The sequence below is a fragment of the Methylomonas sp. LL1 genome, from assembly GCF_015711015.1.
Taxonomy (GTDB): domain Bacteria; phylum Pseudomonadota; class Gammaproteobacteria; order Methylococcales; family Methylomonadaceae; genus Methylomonas.
Genome location: NZ_CP064653.1, coordinates 3,035,203 through 3,050,312, shown reverse-complemented (window position 1 = coordinate 3,050,312; position 15,110 = coordinate 3,035,203). Strand labels below are relative to the sequence as shown.

12 protein-coding genes are annotated in these 15,110 nt (G+C 53.9%); 6 read left to right on the top strand and 6 right to left on the bottom strand.

Annotated elements, in window-relative coordinates; all coding sequences use genetic code 11:
* Positions 1-126 precede the first annotated feature (126 nt).
* From IVG45_RS14135 to IVG45_RS14120, 4 genes are all read left to right on the top strand, one after another.
* Complete coding sequence (locus IVG45_RS14135; RefSeq protein ID WP_196434449.1) at positions 127-1,434, top strand: OapA family protein; 1,308 nt, start codon at positions 127-129, stop codon at positions 1,432-1,434.
* Positions 1,412-2,542 (top strand): anhydro-N-acetylmuramic acid kinase, encoded by a 1,131-nt coding sequence (locus IVG45_RS14130; RefSeq protein WP_330165360.1) that lies wholly within the window; start codon positions 1,412-1,414, stop codon positions 2,540-2,542. Before IVG45_RS14135 ends, IVG45_RS14130 begins: the two co-directional genes overlap by 23 nt.
* 76 nt (positions 2,543-2,618) lie before the next feature.
* Positions 2,619-5,027 (top strand): Lon protease family protein, encoded by a 2,409-nt coding sequence (locus IVG45_RS14125; RefSeq protein WP_196434448.1) that lies wholly within the window; start codon positions 2,619-2,621, stop codon positions 5,025-5,027.
* A gap of 146 nt (positions 5,028-5,173) precedes the next feature.
* Positions 5,174-6,253 carry a phosphotransferase gene (locus IVG45_RS14120; RefSeq protein ID WP_196434447.1) on the top strand — a complete coding sequence of 360 codons (1,080 nt, stop codon included), beginning with the start codon at positions 5,174-5,176 and terminating at the stop codon, positions 6,251-6,253.
* 85 nt (positions 6,254-6,338) lie between these two features.
* On the opposite strand, the gene IVG45_RS14115 is transcribed toward IVG45_RS14120, so the two are convergent.
* From IVG45_RS14115 to IVG45_RS14090, 6 genes are all read right to left on the bottom strand, one after another.
* On the bottom strand, positions 6,339-6,764 hold the full coding sequence (locus tag IVG45_RS14115; protein ID WP_196434446.1) for a hypothetical protein: 426 nt from the start codon (positions 6,762-6,764) through the stop codon (positions 6,339-6,341).
* Positions 6,765-6,835: 71 nt separating this feature from the next.
* Positions 6,836-8,272 (bottom strand): phosphomannomutase, encoded by a 1,437-nt coding sequence (locus IVG45_RS14110; protein ID WP_196434445.1) that lies wholly within the window; start codon positions 8,270-8,272, stop codon positions 6,836-6,838.
* A gap of 56 nt (positions 8,273-8,328) precedes the next feature.
* Positions 8,329-9,828 carry a helicase HerA-like domain-containing protein gene (locus tag IVG45_RS14105; RefSeq protein ID WP_196434444.1) on the bottom strand — a complete coding sequence of 500 codons (1,500 nt, stop codon included), beginning with the start codon at positions 9,826-9,828 and terminating at the stop codon, positions 8,329-8,331.
* A 199-nt stretch (positions 9,829-10,027) separates the two neighbouring features.
* Entirely contained in the window at positions 10,028-11,347 is a 1,320-nt protein-coding gene (locus IVG45_RS14100; RefSeq protein WP_196434443.1) for an HD-GYP domain-containing protein, read from the bottom strand.
* Between the two features lie 129 nt (positions 11,348-11,476).
* Positions 11,477-12,790 carry a hypothetical protein gene (locus IVG45_RS14095; protein ID WP_196434442.1) on the bottom strand — a complete coding sequence of 438 codons (1,314 nt, stop codon included), beginning with the start codon at positions 12,788-12,790 and terminating at the stop codon, positions 11,477-11,479.
* A gap of 91 nt (positions 12,791-12,881) precedes the next feature.
* Entirely contained in the window at positions 12,882-13,364 is a 483-nt protein-coding gene (locus tag IVG45_RS14090) for a YajQ family cyclic di-GMP-binding protein (protein WP_196434441.1), read from the bottom strand.
* A 147-nt stretch (positions 13,365-13,511) separates the two neighbouring features.
* Here IVG45_RS14090 and IVG45_RS14085 point away from each other — a divergent pair, with 147 nt between their 5' ends.
* Positions 13,512-14,057 (top strand): hypothetical protein, encoded by a 546-nt coding sequence (locus IVG45_RS14085; protein ID WP_196434440.1) that lies wholly within the window; start codon positions 13,512-13,514, stop codon positions 14,055-14,057.
* A 351-nt stretch (positions 14,058-14,408) separates the two neighbouring features.
* Positions 14,409-15,104, top strand: a complete 696-nt coding sequence (aqpZ, locus tag IVG45_RS14080) for an aquaporin Z (RefSeq protein ID WP_196434439.1) — start codon at positions 14,409-14,411, stop codon at positions 15,102-15,104.
* The last annotated feature ends 6 nt before the right edge of the window (positions 15,105-15,110 follow it).

Below are 15,110 nucleotides of genomic sequence, written 5' to 3'. Positions count from 1 at the left end.
CTGGTTTAAGGAATTGCAGGTTCAATTAGCGGCGGAAAACTTGTTCGCCTAAACCGGTTTAAATTGGCCTTATCCCGGAAAATTGCCTACAATGAGCCGTTCGACAACTATTGAAGTGTGATTGCTGTGAAAAACAGAATACTCAAGACGGTGCTGTTAGGCGCCAGCACCGTTGTTGCCGCCAGTGCAAGTTACGGACTTATTCCACACAAGAATTTTTTTGAAGATACCAGAAAGTTAGAACAAGAGCGGCTGATCTCTTCCAAAGTCAATCAGTATACGAACTATGTTGCCCCGGCAGTTGAAGTCAAGGAAGCGGAATTTTCCGAAGACATGGAGCACACGGTCAAATCCGGCGAAAGCCTGTCCACCATCTTTTCAACGCTGAATTTAAGCCGCGAAGACCTGCATAAAATCATTCATGCCAATGATGCCGGCAAACAGTTTGCCGATGTACTGCCGGGCCAGGACTTGGTGGTTACAGTCAATGCGGAAGGCCAGTTGGAGCAACTGACCTACGCCAAAAATCCCTTTGAAACCTTGGTTGCTACCCGCAATGACGACGGTTTCGACGTTAAATTATTCAGCAAAAAAATCGATCACCAAATCAGCAGTGCCAAGGCCACCATACATGCCTCGTTGTTCGAGGATGGCGTCAAAGCGGGCCTGTCCGAAAAAATCATTTTAAAACTGGCCGATATTTTTGCTTGGGACATCGATTTTGCCCTTAATCTACAAGATGGCGACCAATTTACCGTGGTCTATGAAAAACTGTTCGTCGACGGCCAGGAGTTCGACACCGGTGATGTGTTGTCGGTCGAGTTCATCAACCAGGGCAAAACCTACACGGCTGTCCGGTTTGAAGACAATCACGGTAATACCGGTTATTACACCCCGGAAGGCAACGGTTTGCGCAAGGCCTTCTTGCAGACGCCGATGGACTTTGCCAGAATCAGCTCGCATTTCAATTTGCATCGCAAACATCCGATACTGAATACCATCCGTGCCCATAAAGGCGTCGATTATTCAGCCGCGATCGGTACGCCGGTAAAAACCACCGGCGACGGTAAGATCGTGTTTCACGGCGTCAAAAATGGTTACGGCAATGTGGTCGAAATCGAACACGGCCAAAAATATTCGACGCTGTATGCCCATCTTTCCGGTTTTAAATCCGGCCAAAAAGTCGGTAGCAAGATCAAACAAGGCGATGTAATCGGATATGTCGGCAAAACCGGCCTGGCTACCGGCCCGCATTTACATTACGAGTTCAGAATCGCCGGCCAGCACGTCAACCCGCTGTCGGCGAAATTGCCGCGCTCGATGCCGATGGACAAAGCCTTGCTGGCTAAATTCAAGGCCCAAACTCAACCTTTAATGGCGCAACTGAAACAAGCCAAAGGCGACCCGTTGCTTGCACAAAACTCACAAGACTAAGGGTAGTTCCGAGCTCTATATCGGCTTGATGTCAGGGACCAGCCTCGATGGTATCGATGCTGGCCTGGTTGATTTTAGCGATGGCCGGATTCGCCTGCTTGCCTTTCATTACCAAGCTTTCCCCGCCGACCTCAGGCAACAAATTCATCGGATTAGCCAGCCCGGCCAGCCGGTGTTGCTTGAAGATTACGGGGCTCTGGACGCACAACTAGGCTGTTTATTCGCCGAAGCCGCATTGGCCTTGCTCGACAAGGCGCAAATTGCCCCCTCTGCGATTAAAGCCATCGGTAGTCACGGCCAGACCGTATATCACGCACCGGCCGGCTGTCACGGTTTTTCATTACAAATTGGCGATCCCAACCGGATTGCGGAAATCACCGGTATTACCACCATCGGCGATTTCCGCCGCCGCGACATCAGCGTGGGCGGGCAGGGCGCGCCGTTGGTGCCGGCCTTTCATCGAGCCGTGTTCGCCCAAACCGGTCAAACCACCAGTGTGATCAATATAGGCGGTATCGCCAATATCAGCATACTGCGCCACGATAGTGTGCTGGGTTTCGACACCGGCCCCGGTAATACGCTGATGGATTATTGGTGCCAGCTGAATACGGGCCTTGGCTACGATGCCGCTGGCGCTTGGGCCGGCACCGGACGAGTCGATGCCGATCTACTGAAACAACTGCTCGACGACCCCTATTTCCGGCAGCCGCCGCCCAAAAGCACGGGCAAGGAATATTTCTCTCCGGCCTGGCTGGAACAAAAAATCGCCTGTTATCGATATTGCAAAGCCGAAGACATTCAAGCGACTCTCTGCGAATTGACGGCCGGCAGCATTGCCGGTGCCGTACTGGAACATGCGGCCGACAGCACGCAAGTTCTACTATGCGGCGGCGGCGTTCATAACCGTCAATTAATGGCCGGATTGGCAAAACGGCTGGCCATGCCTTTGCTGTCCACCGAGGAATTTGGCATAGTTCCTGATCATGTCGAAGCCATGGCTTTTGCCTGGCTGGCCAAGCAAACCCTGCATCGCTTACCCGGCAATTTATGCAGCGTCACCGGTGCCAGAGTCCCCGTGGTACTGGGCGGAATATATCCCGGACGATAGTCATCCTGGGTTACACTTTCCACCCGCGCAGCCGTTTCAACCAACATTTTCAGCCTCCATACAGGGATTTTGATCCATGAAAAAGTCGCCGTTATCGCCGTCTCAACTGTATAAGTCTTGCAATCTCGGTCAATTAAATTTCACCTCAACCGAGGAACTGGAAGATCTCGAGCTTTTGGTCGGCCAGGAAAGAGCAATGGAGGCGATCAAATTCGGGATACGGATTCGTAAATCCGGATACAACATTTTTGCGATGGCGCCGGATGGCACCGGCAAATTAACCACGGTCAAACAACTGGCGGAACACGAGGCCAGCCGCCAACCGGTGCCGTTCGACTGGTGCTACGTGCATAATTTCAGCCAGCCGGCCAAGCCTACCGCTATCCATCTGGAACCTGGACAAGGCCGGGGGTTTCAACGGGATATGGCCGAACTGATAGATGAACTGAGCGTGGCAATCCCGGCCGCGTTCGACGGCGACGAATATCGCTCCCGCGCCGGCGAACTGGAAAGTGAATCGCGCCAGCGGGAGGCGACCGAAATCAATCGTCTGCGGGAAGAAGCCGAGCAAGCTCGGATCATTTTCACCGAAACCGCCACCGGCTATGCCTTTTTACCGGCCGATGAAAACAACGAACCGCTGACGCCGGAACAATTCAACAAACTGGATAAGGAGCAGCAGCATAAGTTCCATGAAACCGTGCTCGATCTGCAAGAGCGGGTACAGGCTGCCATCAAAAAATTTCCGGTGTGGCGCAAGGAAACCAAACGTAAATTACAGGCGCTGAATCGGGAAGTGGCGGAACTGGCGGTTAATCACTCGATCGATGAGCTCAAGGAAAAATACGCCAAATGGCAGCCGGTGTTGAATTATTTGAACGCGGTGCAAAAAGACATAATCGAACATGTGCGCGATTTTATCCCGCATAGCGAAAAAGTCCTGTCCTTCATGGAGCTGCCGCAAGACCCCAATCCATTCAAGCGCTATCAGGTCAATTTGATGGTCGATCGGAGTCAGAAACGCTCGGCTCCGGTGGTTTGCGAGGACTTGCCGAATTACGGCAATCTGCTCGGCCGCATCGATCATCAGGCCCACATGGGCTCGCTGGTCACCGATTTTACCATGATCAAGCCCGGCGCCTTTCATAAAGCCAATGGCGGCTATCTGATCATCGACGCCCGCAAGGTGTTGATGCAGCCCTACGCCTGGGAAACCCTGAAGCGTACCTTGCAGTCCGGCGAAATCCGGATCGAATCGCTGGAACGCGCGCTCAGCCTGATCAGCACTTCCTCGCTTGAGCCGGAGCCGATACCGTTGGAAATTAAGGTCATCCTGCTGGGTGACCCGTTGATTTACTACCTGTTGAGTTTTTACGACCCCGAGTTTCAGGACTTCTTCAAAATAGCGGCCGATTTTGCCGAGAGTGTGGACAGAAAAAACAACAGCATGGAATACGCCCGGCTGTTGGCAACCATCGCCCGCCGTGAAAAACTGAAGCCGCTTAGCCAGCAAGCCGTGGCGCGGGTGATCGAGCATAGCGCGCGCATGAGCGGCGACGCCGAAAAGCTGCTGACCCATTTGCGCAGCATTAAGGACTTGCTGACCGAATCTGATTACTGGGCTACCGAAAACAGCCATACCCATATTGCCCAAAGCGACGTGCAACAGGCCATCGATCAAAAAATACATAGGCTGGATAAGGTCCGTGAACGGCTTTATCAAACTATTCAACGCGGCACGATCATGATAGCCACCGACGGTAAAGTCATCGGTCAAATCAATGGTTTATCGGTATTGCAACTGGGCGAGTTTGCTTTTGGTCAACCCTCGCGGATCACCGCCACCACCAGGATGGGCAACGGCAAGGTAGTCGACATAGAGCGCGAAACCGAACTGGGCGGCGCGATTCATTCCAAGGGCGTGCTGATTTTATCCAGCTTTATCGCTTCTCGTTATGCGCGCAGCACGCCGTTCTCGCTGTCCGCCAGTCTGGTATTCGAACAGTCCTACGGCCATGTCGAGGGCGACAGCGCATCGCTGGCCGAACTGTGCGCGATCTTGTCATCCTTGGCGCAAATTCCGCTGCGTCAGGATCTGGCCATGACTGGTTCCGTCAATCAGCTAGGTCTGGTGCAGCCGATCGGTGGGGTCAACGAAAAAATCGAGGGCTTTTTCGACGTTTGTTCGGCCAAGGGGCTGACCGGTACGCAGGGTGTCATCATTCCGGCCAGTAATGTGCCTTATTTGATGCTGCGCTGGGACGTGGTGCATGCGGCGGAAAGCGGCCAGTTTCACATTTATGCCGTCAGCACCGTCGATCAGGCGCTGGAGCTATTGAGCGATTGCGAAGTAGGAGAAGCCGACCAACAAGGTCAATATCCGCCGGCAACCTTTAACGGCAAGATCGACGCACAATTACGCCAATTCACCAGTCTAAAACTGGCCTTCGGCGGCAAGGAATCGGATGCCGACAAAGGCAACTGAGTTTGAGGTGTTTCCAAGATTTCGAAATGCCGGCCAGCCTGACCCGAAGAGCCTGAAACGGACTCTGCTCACCTTGCACGTTATCCAATCATAATGTAAATGCAGGGAGTATTGTTTTAGGCTTATTAGCGGTGTTTAATATAGTCATGAAAAATCCAAACAAACATATCGTGCTCCACGGCCCTCAGGATATATCGGTTCAGTGGGCGCAGCACATCGTTAATCATTATGTGTCGAACGCCAAGGTCTCCAACATCGATTTGCAATCGATTGATGTTGGAACTTCTACCCGCTTAAGGGTTGAGGTGACCCATGATGCGCAAGACGTTCTGCCCGCGCGCTGGTTCGTTAAAACTCCGTCGCTGGCACTGAAATCCCGCTTGATTACCGCATTGCCGCGTTTCCTGCACAAGGAGGTGGTTTTCTATCAATCGCTTTCCAGTAGCGTGCCGGTAAAATTACCCAAGATATTGGCCGCTGAAAGTCGGTTTGGACGAGGCTCCACTTTAGTGATGACCGATCTGACTGAGTTGGATTTTAGGCCGGGCCGAGCGGCGGATGCGTTGTCGTATGAGCAGGCCAGCCAGGTTGTCGCTCATTTGGCCCGCTTGCATGGCAGTTACTGGAACAAACCGGCCCTACTGAAGAGTCACCGTTGGTTGAATGGATTTTCCCACCAAATGGAAAATCAGATGGGTAGTTTGTTGGCAGCGCCCTTGATGCAACGAGGGCTATTGCGCGCGGAAACCTTGATCTCGAAAAAGCTCCACGGCCCCGCTCTGCGCTATGCCGCAAATCGGCGTCGAATCAAGCGTTTTTTGGCTCAAGGTGCCAAAACCCTGGTGCATTATGACTGTCATCCCGGCAACATTTTCTGGACCCATTCCGAGCCGGGCTTTCTGGATTGGCAATTGGTGCGGATGGGCGAGGGCATAGGCGACGTGGCTTATTTCCTGGCGACCGCGCTCGATCCGCGGCTCAGGCGAAAGTATGAGTCAAGCCTGTTAAATCAGTATGTCAACCATTTAGCCAGTACGGGCGTCGAAGAGCTGGATGAACAAAAACTATTTCGGCGCTATCGGGCGCATTTGGTCTACCCGTTTGAAGCCATGACGGTTACCTTGGGGATAGGCGGTATGATGCAGCATGACAGTAATCTGGAGTTGATTCGAAGAGCCGCGGCCGCCGTTGATGACCACGATAGTTTTGCCCTGCTCGAAGCCTGAGCCGGTGGTCTTTCTTTCGGAACAATACCAGATAGGCATTAGACAAAAAGGCCGGAAATTCCGGCCTTTCTGCTGACGAGGTGGACTAGCGCAGCATATCCAATGCTTTTTCGGTTGCTTTCTGAGTGGCTTTGTCTTTTACGGTATCCACGGCTTCGCCGGTGGATGTTGGCGCGGCTTTAACCGCGGCCTTGCTGGATTTTACGGTGTCTACCACCTGGGAGGCTTCGGCCGGCACGGCTTGTTTAACCTCTTCCTCGGCTGCTTTTTTCACCGCATCCCGAGCTTGGCCGGTAACGGCCTCGGGTGCTGTCTCCGCCGCGCTTTTGACGGCTTTAGCGCTATCGACGGCGTTACCGGCAGCTTCGACATTTTTCACTGCGTCTGGCGCAACTTCCGCCGCTTTGTCCTTGGCAAATTGTTTACCCGCGGCTTCTAGCAAAGAGGTTTCGGCAAACGCCATGCTGGAAGCAAACACTAATGAAGTCAATAATATGATTTTGTTATTCATGAATCAGTCCTCGTGTTAAGTGGTTGGTGCGGATACAGAGTACATCAAGGATTCTTAACTGAACATTAATTCTACGATCGTTGCGCGATACGTTGCAAACCGAGGTCAACCAGTGCTTGTGCCCGAGACATGCTGTCGGCTTCGGCGTAGCATCGCAGCTCAGGTGCATTGCCTGATGGGCGCAGATGCACGATTTCGCCGTTGGTAAAGGTCAGTCGCAGGCCGTCGGTCAAGTCGGTTTCGGAAATCGCGCCCAGTTCCGTTCCCCACAGGCTTTGATAGGCCGTGTCGTCGTTTTGTAAGCGTTTCAGCAGAGCTTGGCTGTCGTCAACCGGAAAGTTTTGCAGACGGTTGCTAGCGGTGTAGCGTTTGGGTAAGCCGGCGCTCAACTCGGATAGCTTGATGCCTTGCCGTTTGGCCATTGCCAGCAGCGCCAGAGCCGGTAAAACCGCATCGCGGGTGGGTAACGCCGCTACTATTTGGTCCGCTACCCGCAAGCCCTTGCCGGCCAGAAAACCGCCATTGGCTTCAAAGCCGGCTATAGCCTTGCCGCCGGCCTCGGCTTGTTCCATGCCGGCAATCACATACGGCGAACCGATACGGGTGCGCAGTACCTGTTTGAACAAGCCCGAGGCTTCGATCGCGGTATTGCAGCTGACCGGGGTCACCACGGTATCCGCGCCTAAAAAATGCGCACACAGCAAACCTACAATATCGCCGCGCAGCCAGGTGCCGGTTTCATCGGCAATTAGTGGCCGGTCACCGTCGCCGTCGGTGGAGATGATCGCGTCCAATTGATGAGCCTTGGCCCAGGCCAGACCGCGCTGGCGGTCTTCTTCGCTGACGGCTTCGGTGTCGATAGGCACGAAGGTATCGGTACGGGACAGGCCGATCACCTCGGCGCCCAATGCGCTCAGGATGTCGCGCAAACAATCCCGGGCTACGCTGGAATGTTCGTAAATGCCGATGCGCCAGCCTTGCAACAGATCGGGAGCAAACAGGCCGGTATAGCGTTGTTTGTAATGATCCAAGGCTTCCGGGTTGATGGTAGGCATGACGCCGTCGTCATTGAAGTCCGCTAATTCGACCGTGGCCTGCGTGATAGCCGCTTCGTCGGCCTTGCTGATCTCGCCTTCGGCCCGATAAAACTTGATGCCGTTGCGGTCGAACGGGATATGACTACCGGTTACCATGATTGCCGGCAGGCCTTGGGTTAAGCCATGGTAAGCCAAGGCCGGTGTCGGTAATGCGCCGCAGAAATCCACCTCGCAACCGGCCTGGCGAATAGCGGCGGCGCAGGCGCGGACGATGGCGGGACTTGAAGGGCGCAAATCCATGCCCAAGGCGATTTTTTGCCCCGGTTTGGCCAGATTGAGTCCCCGCAGAAAAGCCAACGTGTAAGCGGCGCAAACCTGGTCGGTCATTTGGCTGACCAGTCCGCGCGCACCGCTGGTGCCGAATGCCACGCCGCTGTCGGCCATCATTTGTTGGATGTTGATTGATGTCATAAAGGTTTTGTTGGGTAAATCAATAATGTAATTAAATGTGGAAATGTAGTATTGGTCTAGCGTCTGCGGCCACCGCCCAGCAACGAGCCCAATACTCCGCGTATCAGTTGCCGGCCCACTTCGCGGCCGATGGTGCTGGCGGCGCTTTTGGCGGCCGATTCCAACACACCTTGGCGTCTGCCGCCTCGCGGGCCGGTGCTGCCCAACAAAATATCCGCCAAGCCGATACCGGCATCCGATTGTTTGCCCGCTGTTGGCTTTTGCGCGCTTGCGGCTGTCTGTTCGGCTCGGCCTTTCAATATTTCATAGGCCGACTCTCGGTCGATCTGTTTTTCGTAATGACCGTAAAGCACCGAATTTTCGATTGTCTGCCGGCGCTCTTCGTCATTGGCTGGGCCGATGCGTGATTGGGGTGGTTTGATAAACGCGCGTTGTACGGGATGTGGTGTGCCTTTTTCATCCAGAAAAGATACCAGGGCTTCGCCGACGCCTAGTTCGGTAATGGCGGTTTCCACATCCAGGCCGGGATTGCTTCTGAAGGTTTCGGCGGCGGCTTTGACGGCTTTTTGATCGCGCGGTGTAAAGGCGCGCAGGGCGTGTTGCACCCGGTTGCCGAGCTGGCCCAGGATTACGTCGGGAATATCCAGCGGATTCTGGCTGACGAAATACACGCCCACGCCTTTTGAACGTATCAAGCGCACCACTTGCTCGATTTTTTGCAGCAAGGCGGCCGGCGCGTCGTTGAACAGCAAATGCGCCTCGTCGAAAAAGAACACCAGTTTGGGCTGGTCCAGGTCGCCGGCTTCCGGCAAATTTTCGAACAGTTCCGACAATAGCCACAGCAACAAAGTGGCGTAAACCCGTGGCGAATTGTACAACGTGTCGGCGGCCAGAATGTTGATCACGCCTCGGCCTCCATCGGTTTGCAACAAATCGTTGAAATCCAGCACCGGTTCGCCGAACAGATTTTCGCCGCCTTCGTGTTCCAGCTGCAGCAAGCCGCGTTGTATCGCGCCGATACTGGCAGCCGACATGCTACCGTATTCGCCGCGCAGTTCCGAGGCGTTGTCGGCGGCAAATTGCAGCAGTGCCCGTAGGTCTTTCAAATCCAGCAGCAGCCAGCCGTTATCGTCGGTGATTTTGAAGACGGCTGTCAGCACGCCGGCTTGGGTTTCGTTCAGGTTCAACATTCTGGACAGCAACAGCGGCCCCATTTCCGAAATGGTGGAGCGCAACGGATGGCCTTTTTTTCCTAATACATCCCAGAACAACGTAGGGGCTGAACGATAGCCGAAATCTTGTAAATCCAATTCCTTTACCCGCGCTTCGACTTTACCGTTGCCGCCGCCGGTCAGACAGATGCCGGATAAATCGCCTTTAACGTCGGCCATGAACACTGGTACGCCGATATTCGAAAATGCCTCGGCCAAGGTTTGCAGTGTGATGGTCTTGCCGGTGCCGGTGGCTCCGGCAATCAAGCCGTGGCGATTGGCCATGGCCGGTAAAATGCAACAGGTACCGGTAGTGGATTGGGCGATAAAAAGCGGCTCTGTCATAACGATTTCCCTAAAAGCAAATGAACGTAACCAACCATACCATGCTTCGGCCGCAGAGGCATCCTGTCGCGAATGCGCCTCTGGTTACCCGGTTTTTTACCGAGGCGCTTTCATGCTGGCAATCTTGGGCAACAGGCTCAATATCAGCGCCGGAAAACCGCTCACCCAGCTGACTGTTGCCGCGCCGCTTAGCGAAACCCTATTGGTTCGCCGCGAAGCCTTTTTGCAAAACACCTTCGCGATAAAATTTACCAATATCGATAGCATAGTCTTGCGCCCGGACTATGCCCCTGATTGTCAGCAGGTTGCCTCGGTCATCCAATGGCATATCCGCCAAATTGGTCACTTCCTCCGCCAGGGGCTGCTTTTCCGCATCCAGCAGAATAATGATTTTGGGGCGCAATCGAACAAATTCGTTGACTTCTACCACAATCGCGATGGCGCCGTTAGTCAGCATGACGACGCAACCGGGAGGGTAAACACCCAGCGATTCGATAAATTTGGTGACCAGGCGTTCCTCCAGACTTTCACCGCTCATGTCAGCCATGATGCTGGTTGCTTCCAGATGGGTTCGGCCTTTTTGATAAACCCTGTCGCTGGTCATGGCGTCGTAAATGTCGGCGATGGTCACTATGCGGGTAAACAGGGGGATATGGCGATGGGTTAGCTGGTTTGGATAGCCTTTACCATTCAACATTTCATGATGCGACAATGCAGTTTTGATCGCGCCCGGATACATGTTCTCGCTGGATTGCAGCAATTCATAACCCTTGGTGGTATGGCCGCGCATGATCTCCATTTCATCCGGCTCCAGCCTGCCGGGCTTGTTCAAAATCTGGTCCGGCACCAGCATTTTGCCCATGTCATGCATCAATCCGCATAAGCCGACATTATGCAGACTGGTGTCGGACAGGTTGATGTGCCGCCCGAGCACGATGGACAGCACGCAGACGTTCAAACTGTGTTGAGCGGTATATTCGTCTCTATTTTTCAGCTGGATAAGCCATAAAAAAGCATCCGGGGAGTGCAAAATGCTGGCGACACATTCCGCAACCGCTGCTTTGGCCAATTTGGTATCGATGGCCTCGCCATAACTGACGCGTTGCATGGTCTCCGCCACGAACTGACTCACCTGTCGATAAACGACTTCCGCGCGGCCAATTTCAGTTTCGAAGCTGCCGAGTTTGGGAGGCGGGGTACCGTAATCCGAAGCGGTCTCGATCAGCGGTTTGTTATGGGTGGCGAACTTCCCGAATCGGCGTTTACGCTTGATGGTGGTATCGATATAAACGTAATCGCAACAGCCTCTTAATTGCAGGATTTCATCCTGGGTTTGCACTTCAAAACCTTGAAATAAAAAAGGGCTGTCCAGCCAAGAGCGGTCCAATTCGATCACATACATGCCGATTTCCACCAGGTTAACCGGCGTGTAAACGCGTTGCGGTACGCTGTATTCGACGGCGGCACTGACAGGTGTTTTTTTCTTTTTCCGAAACGGCCAGAGTTTTCGTAGAGGCATTAATTAATCTTCGTTCCGACAAAATGGTAGATAACAAAGGTAGCTCGCCGGCCATGCGGAAGGAGCATAAACTAAAATCCGTTAATGAAGTTGAAAAAAGTCGCCGATAGCCGGCGTGGCGGGTTCTTTTTAGCCGGCAATCACTTGCGCGGATTCGGTGACTTGCGGCACCACGACTACCTGGGCGAAGCCGCCGCCGGGCGTGCGGAAATTGGTGGTTTGGCCTTGATAGAGCCGGGCGCAGGTGGCTTGGATTTGGCCTTGATAGACATAGTTGCGTAAATCCAGCTTCAACTCCACGGCCTGGTCGGCGATCTGCAACTGGCGTTCGCTGGGTTGTACCAGATTTTGGGCGACGTAATCGCCTTGTAAAATTTCGCTGAACACTCGGCGCGTCAGCTTATCGCCGCGATAGGCGGCCTTGCTGCCGTAGCCCTTGGCCGGTTTGAAGAAGAGTTGCTTGCGCCGCTGCCACAGGCTTTCCTGGTCTTGAGTCTCGACCCGTACCGTCTTGGCTATGCCTTGCAGCAAAATGGCGCGGGTGGCGGCATCGACGCCGATTTGTTCCAGGGCATCGACGTCGGTCAACAAGGCTAGATTGCGCTTGTCGGCGTATAAGGCGTGATTTCTGGGGTGCGGCGTGACGACGACCGAACCGGCCAGATAGGCATCGCGCAAGGCTTGATGGTTAGTGTGTTCCAAGCCGAAATCGGTCAGGCGATTGTAGACCATATCGATGGGACTATCGCCGTGCCGGAGCCGGCCGTCCCGGTAGGTCAGATCGGATGGGTCACAAATAATCGTGTCGATTTGATGAGCGGCGAACAGGTTTCTAAATAGCATGAACTCGGGCAACATGTACTGTTGACCAGGGCTGTCGTCGACTATCGCCAGTGTGCACAGGGGTTGCGAATGGCCTTCCAGACGCCATTCCCGCAGGAACATGTCGATAAAAATCTGTTCCTGGGCCAGGGCGGATGGATGCGCCAACTTGCATGGGCAGCTATCGCAAGGGCTGTGAGCGCGCGCCAGCAATGCATTCAGCAAGGCGCCGCCGGCATTGCTGTTGATTTCGATCAGTCGTGGCCCGTCCGCGTCCAGATGAAAATCATAGCCTAGGAAAACTCCCCGCGCCTTGGGCGTAAATTGGGCGGATTCGGGCGCATGGGCCAGCACCCGTTGCTGATAAGTCGGTAAGGCAATCACGCGCTCCAAGGCATTGATGATGTCGCGCTGTTTGTTCAGGCTGGATTCGGCCACGAATACCGCGGAATCGGAAAACAGATGTGGTCTATCGTCGGTAATCATCCGGTATAGCCGATCGCCATCGAGCTGATGGGCTAATTCGCGCCGCAGCAGCTGCCGGTTCAACGCCACGCAATGGCAATCCCGATTCAGTTGTTCGGCGCGTTGAATACCCAGATTATGATCAAAAACAGTCATGCATGAAGCGTCGGAATGTCCGGATGAGTAGGAATAAACCGGAACGATGCCTGTGATCGCTATCCGGCGGTTTGCGGGTCTTGGTTTCGAATTAATCGCGGAAGTTGTTGAATTGCAGCGGTTGTTCCAGATCCTCCTGGCGCAGCATCTGGATCACTTCCTGTAAATCGTCGCGCTTTTTGCCGGTCACGCGCACCTTATCGCCGTTGATGGCGGCTTGTACCTTAAGCTTTTTATCCTTGATCAATTTGACGATTTTTTTGGCCAAATCGCTGGCTATGCCTTGTTTCAAGGTAATGGATTGCTGTGCGGTTTTGCCGGTATCCTGAATTTTACCGCTTTCCATGCTGGCGATATCGATGCCGCGCTTGCCCATCTTGGCGTACAGGATAGGCAGCATTTGCTGGAGCTGAAAAGTCGATTCGGCCTTCATGACGATGCTATCGTCCTGCTGCTCGAAACAGGCGTTGCTGCCTTTGAAATCAAAGCGGGTGGAGACTTCCTTGTTCGCTTGATCAACGGCGTTGGTCACTTCGTGGTTATCAAGTTCTGAAACGATGTCGAATGATGGCATGATATTGATTTGCAAGTGGAAAAAAGGCGAATCACTATAAAGGTGATGCGCGCCGAATTCAACCTCTATCTGGCGGAAGGCATTGCCGGGCCGATTGGGTTACACTGGTTCAGCAGTATTTTAGTCTTAATTAATGGGGAGAGAGCGATGAAATCAGCGTTTAAACCAGTCTTGGGTTTGAGTGGCGTCTTGATCATGTCGGGCTGGGCCATGATCGGTTGCGATTCCAAGCCGCAGCCAGCGGTCGTCAGTCAAGCCAATCAGGAGAAATACGACAAGCTAAAGACCTTGGAAGGCTTGGTTAGCAACGATCAGGGGCCGGCTAAAACCGGTTTGGTCAAGGTGTTGACCGAACAAGGCCGGGAACTGTCCAGAGTGGAGTTGGCCGATAGTCCGCGTTATAGCGTGGACGTGCCGGCCGGTACTTTGTTGCCGGTGATTCTGGCCTACTATCCCACAGCCGACGCCGGCGAAGAACAGCGCATGATTACGGTGGCAATCCATGCCGCCGCCAGCAAATACGACATCAACCCCTTGAGTACCCGCATCGCCAAGCAAGCTCGGGCCCTAGGCGGCTACACCCACAAAAATTGGGTGAGGGCGGCGGAAAGCTTCGGCACCGTTCCGGACAATAACAAAACCACCGCCGGCTTTCGCGGCGACCCGACCAGCCAATACGGCGGCTGGCATTAAAAATTCATCATTGCCATCGGCTTTCCGCAACGCCAGGTTCAGCAAGGACGCCGGCGGGTTGTTGGGATATGCCGCGCTGCCTTGCAACAACGCAAAATGATTCGTAAGTTATTGCTTATAAAGAAGATTGATTGACTTTGTCTGACTTGTAACTAGACTCAATATGTTAGATGGTGGCGGGGAATCGTTTTTGGCATGCTGGATCCTTGGCTTGCGGATCAAACAGGTTCGACATTTACACCGGCGAATCGCTCAACCCCTGAAATAATCTAGCAAACAGTAGGTTGAGACGGCCATGAGTCGTTCCGGCCGATTGAGCAAATAAATACAACATTAAAACGGGGAAAGCAGATGAAACAATATACGGCGGAGTTTTTTGGGACATTTTGGTTGGTGCTGGGCGGTTGCGGCAGTGCGGTGCTTGCTGCGGCTTTTCCGGATGTCGGTATCGGTTTATTGGGCGTGTCCTGCGCGTTTGGTTTGACCGTGTTGACCATGGCCTTCGCAATCGGACATATTTCCGGTTGCCATTTGAATCCGGCGGTATCGATCGGTTTATGGGTTGGCGGCCGTTTCCCCGCCGATAAATTGCTGCCGTATATTGCCGCGCAAGTGTTGGGCGGCATCGTGGCCGGAGGCGTTTTATTTCTGATTGCCAGCGGTAAGGCCGGGTTTGACGTGTCGGCCGGGTTTGCTTCCAATGGTTACGGCGAGCACTCGCCGGGTGGTTATTCGTTGTTGTCGGCGCTGGTGACCGAAGTCGTGATGGCCATGATGTTTTTGTTAGTGATTCTGGGTGCGACCGATGCCAGAGCGCCGCAAGGTTTTGCGCCGATCGCCATTGGTTTATGCCTGACCCTGATTCACTTGATCAGCATTCCGGTCACCAATACCTCGGTCAATCCGGCCCGCAGTACGGCTACGGCGATATTCGTCGGCGATTGGGCCGTGGTTCAGCTTTGGCTGTTTTGGTTGGCGCCCATCGTGGGCGCGGTGGCGGGCGCCTTGGTCTACCAGTTTTTGGGTAGCGAAGACTCCACCGATTAAGCGTTC

What these genes read in the sequence shown, in the direction of transcription:
- IVG45_RS14125 (WP_196434448.1), top strand. Translation starts at nt 2,619, where the DNA reads ATGAAAAAGTCGCCGTTATCGCCGTCTCAACTGTATAAGTCTTGCAAT.
- IVG45_RS14120 (WP_196434447.1), top strand. Translation starts at nt 5,174, where the DNA reads ATGAAAAATCCAAACAAACATATCGTGCTCCACGGCCCTCAGGATATA.
- IVG45_RS14115 (WP_196434446.1), bottom strand. Translation starts at nt 6,764, where the DNA reads ATGAATAACAAAATCATATTATTGACTTCATTAGTGTTTGCTTCCAGC.
- IVG45_RS14110 (WP_196434445.1), bottom strand. Translation starts at nt 8,272, where the DNA reads ATGACATCAATCAACATCCAACAAATGATGGCCGACAGCGGCGTGGCA.
- IVG45_RS14105 (WP_196434444.1), bottom strand. Translation starts at nt 9,828, where the DNA reads ATGACAGAGCCGCTTTTTATCGCCCAATCCACTACCGGTACCTGTTGC.
- IVG45_RS14100 (WP_196434443.1), bottom strand. Translation starts at nt 11,347, where the DNA reads ATGCCTCTACGAAAACTCTGGCCGTTTCGGAAAAAGAAAAAAACACCT.
- IVG45_RS14095 (WP_196434442.1), bottom strand. Translation starts at nt 12,790, where the DNA reads ATGACTGTTTTTGATCATAATCTGGGTATTCAACGCGCCGAACAACTG.
- IVG45_RS14090 (WP_196434441.1), bottom strand. Translation starts at nt 13,364, where the DNA reads ATGCCATCATTCGACATCGTTTCAGAACTTGATAACCACGAAGTGACC.
- IVG45_RS14085 (WP_196434440.1), top strand. Translation starts at nt 13,512, where the DNA reads ATGAAATCAGCGTTTAAACCAGTCTTGGGTTTGAGTGGCGTCTTGATC.
- aqpZ (WP_196434439.1), top strand. Translation starts at nt 14,409, where the DNA reads ATGAAACAATATACGGCGGAGTTTTTTGGGACATTTTGGTTGGTGCTG.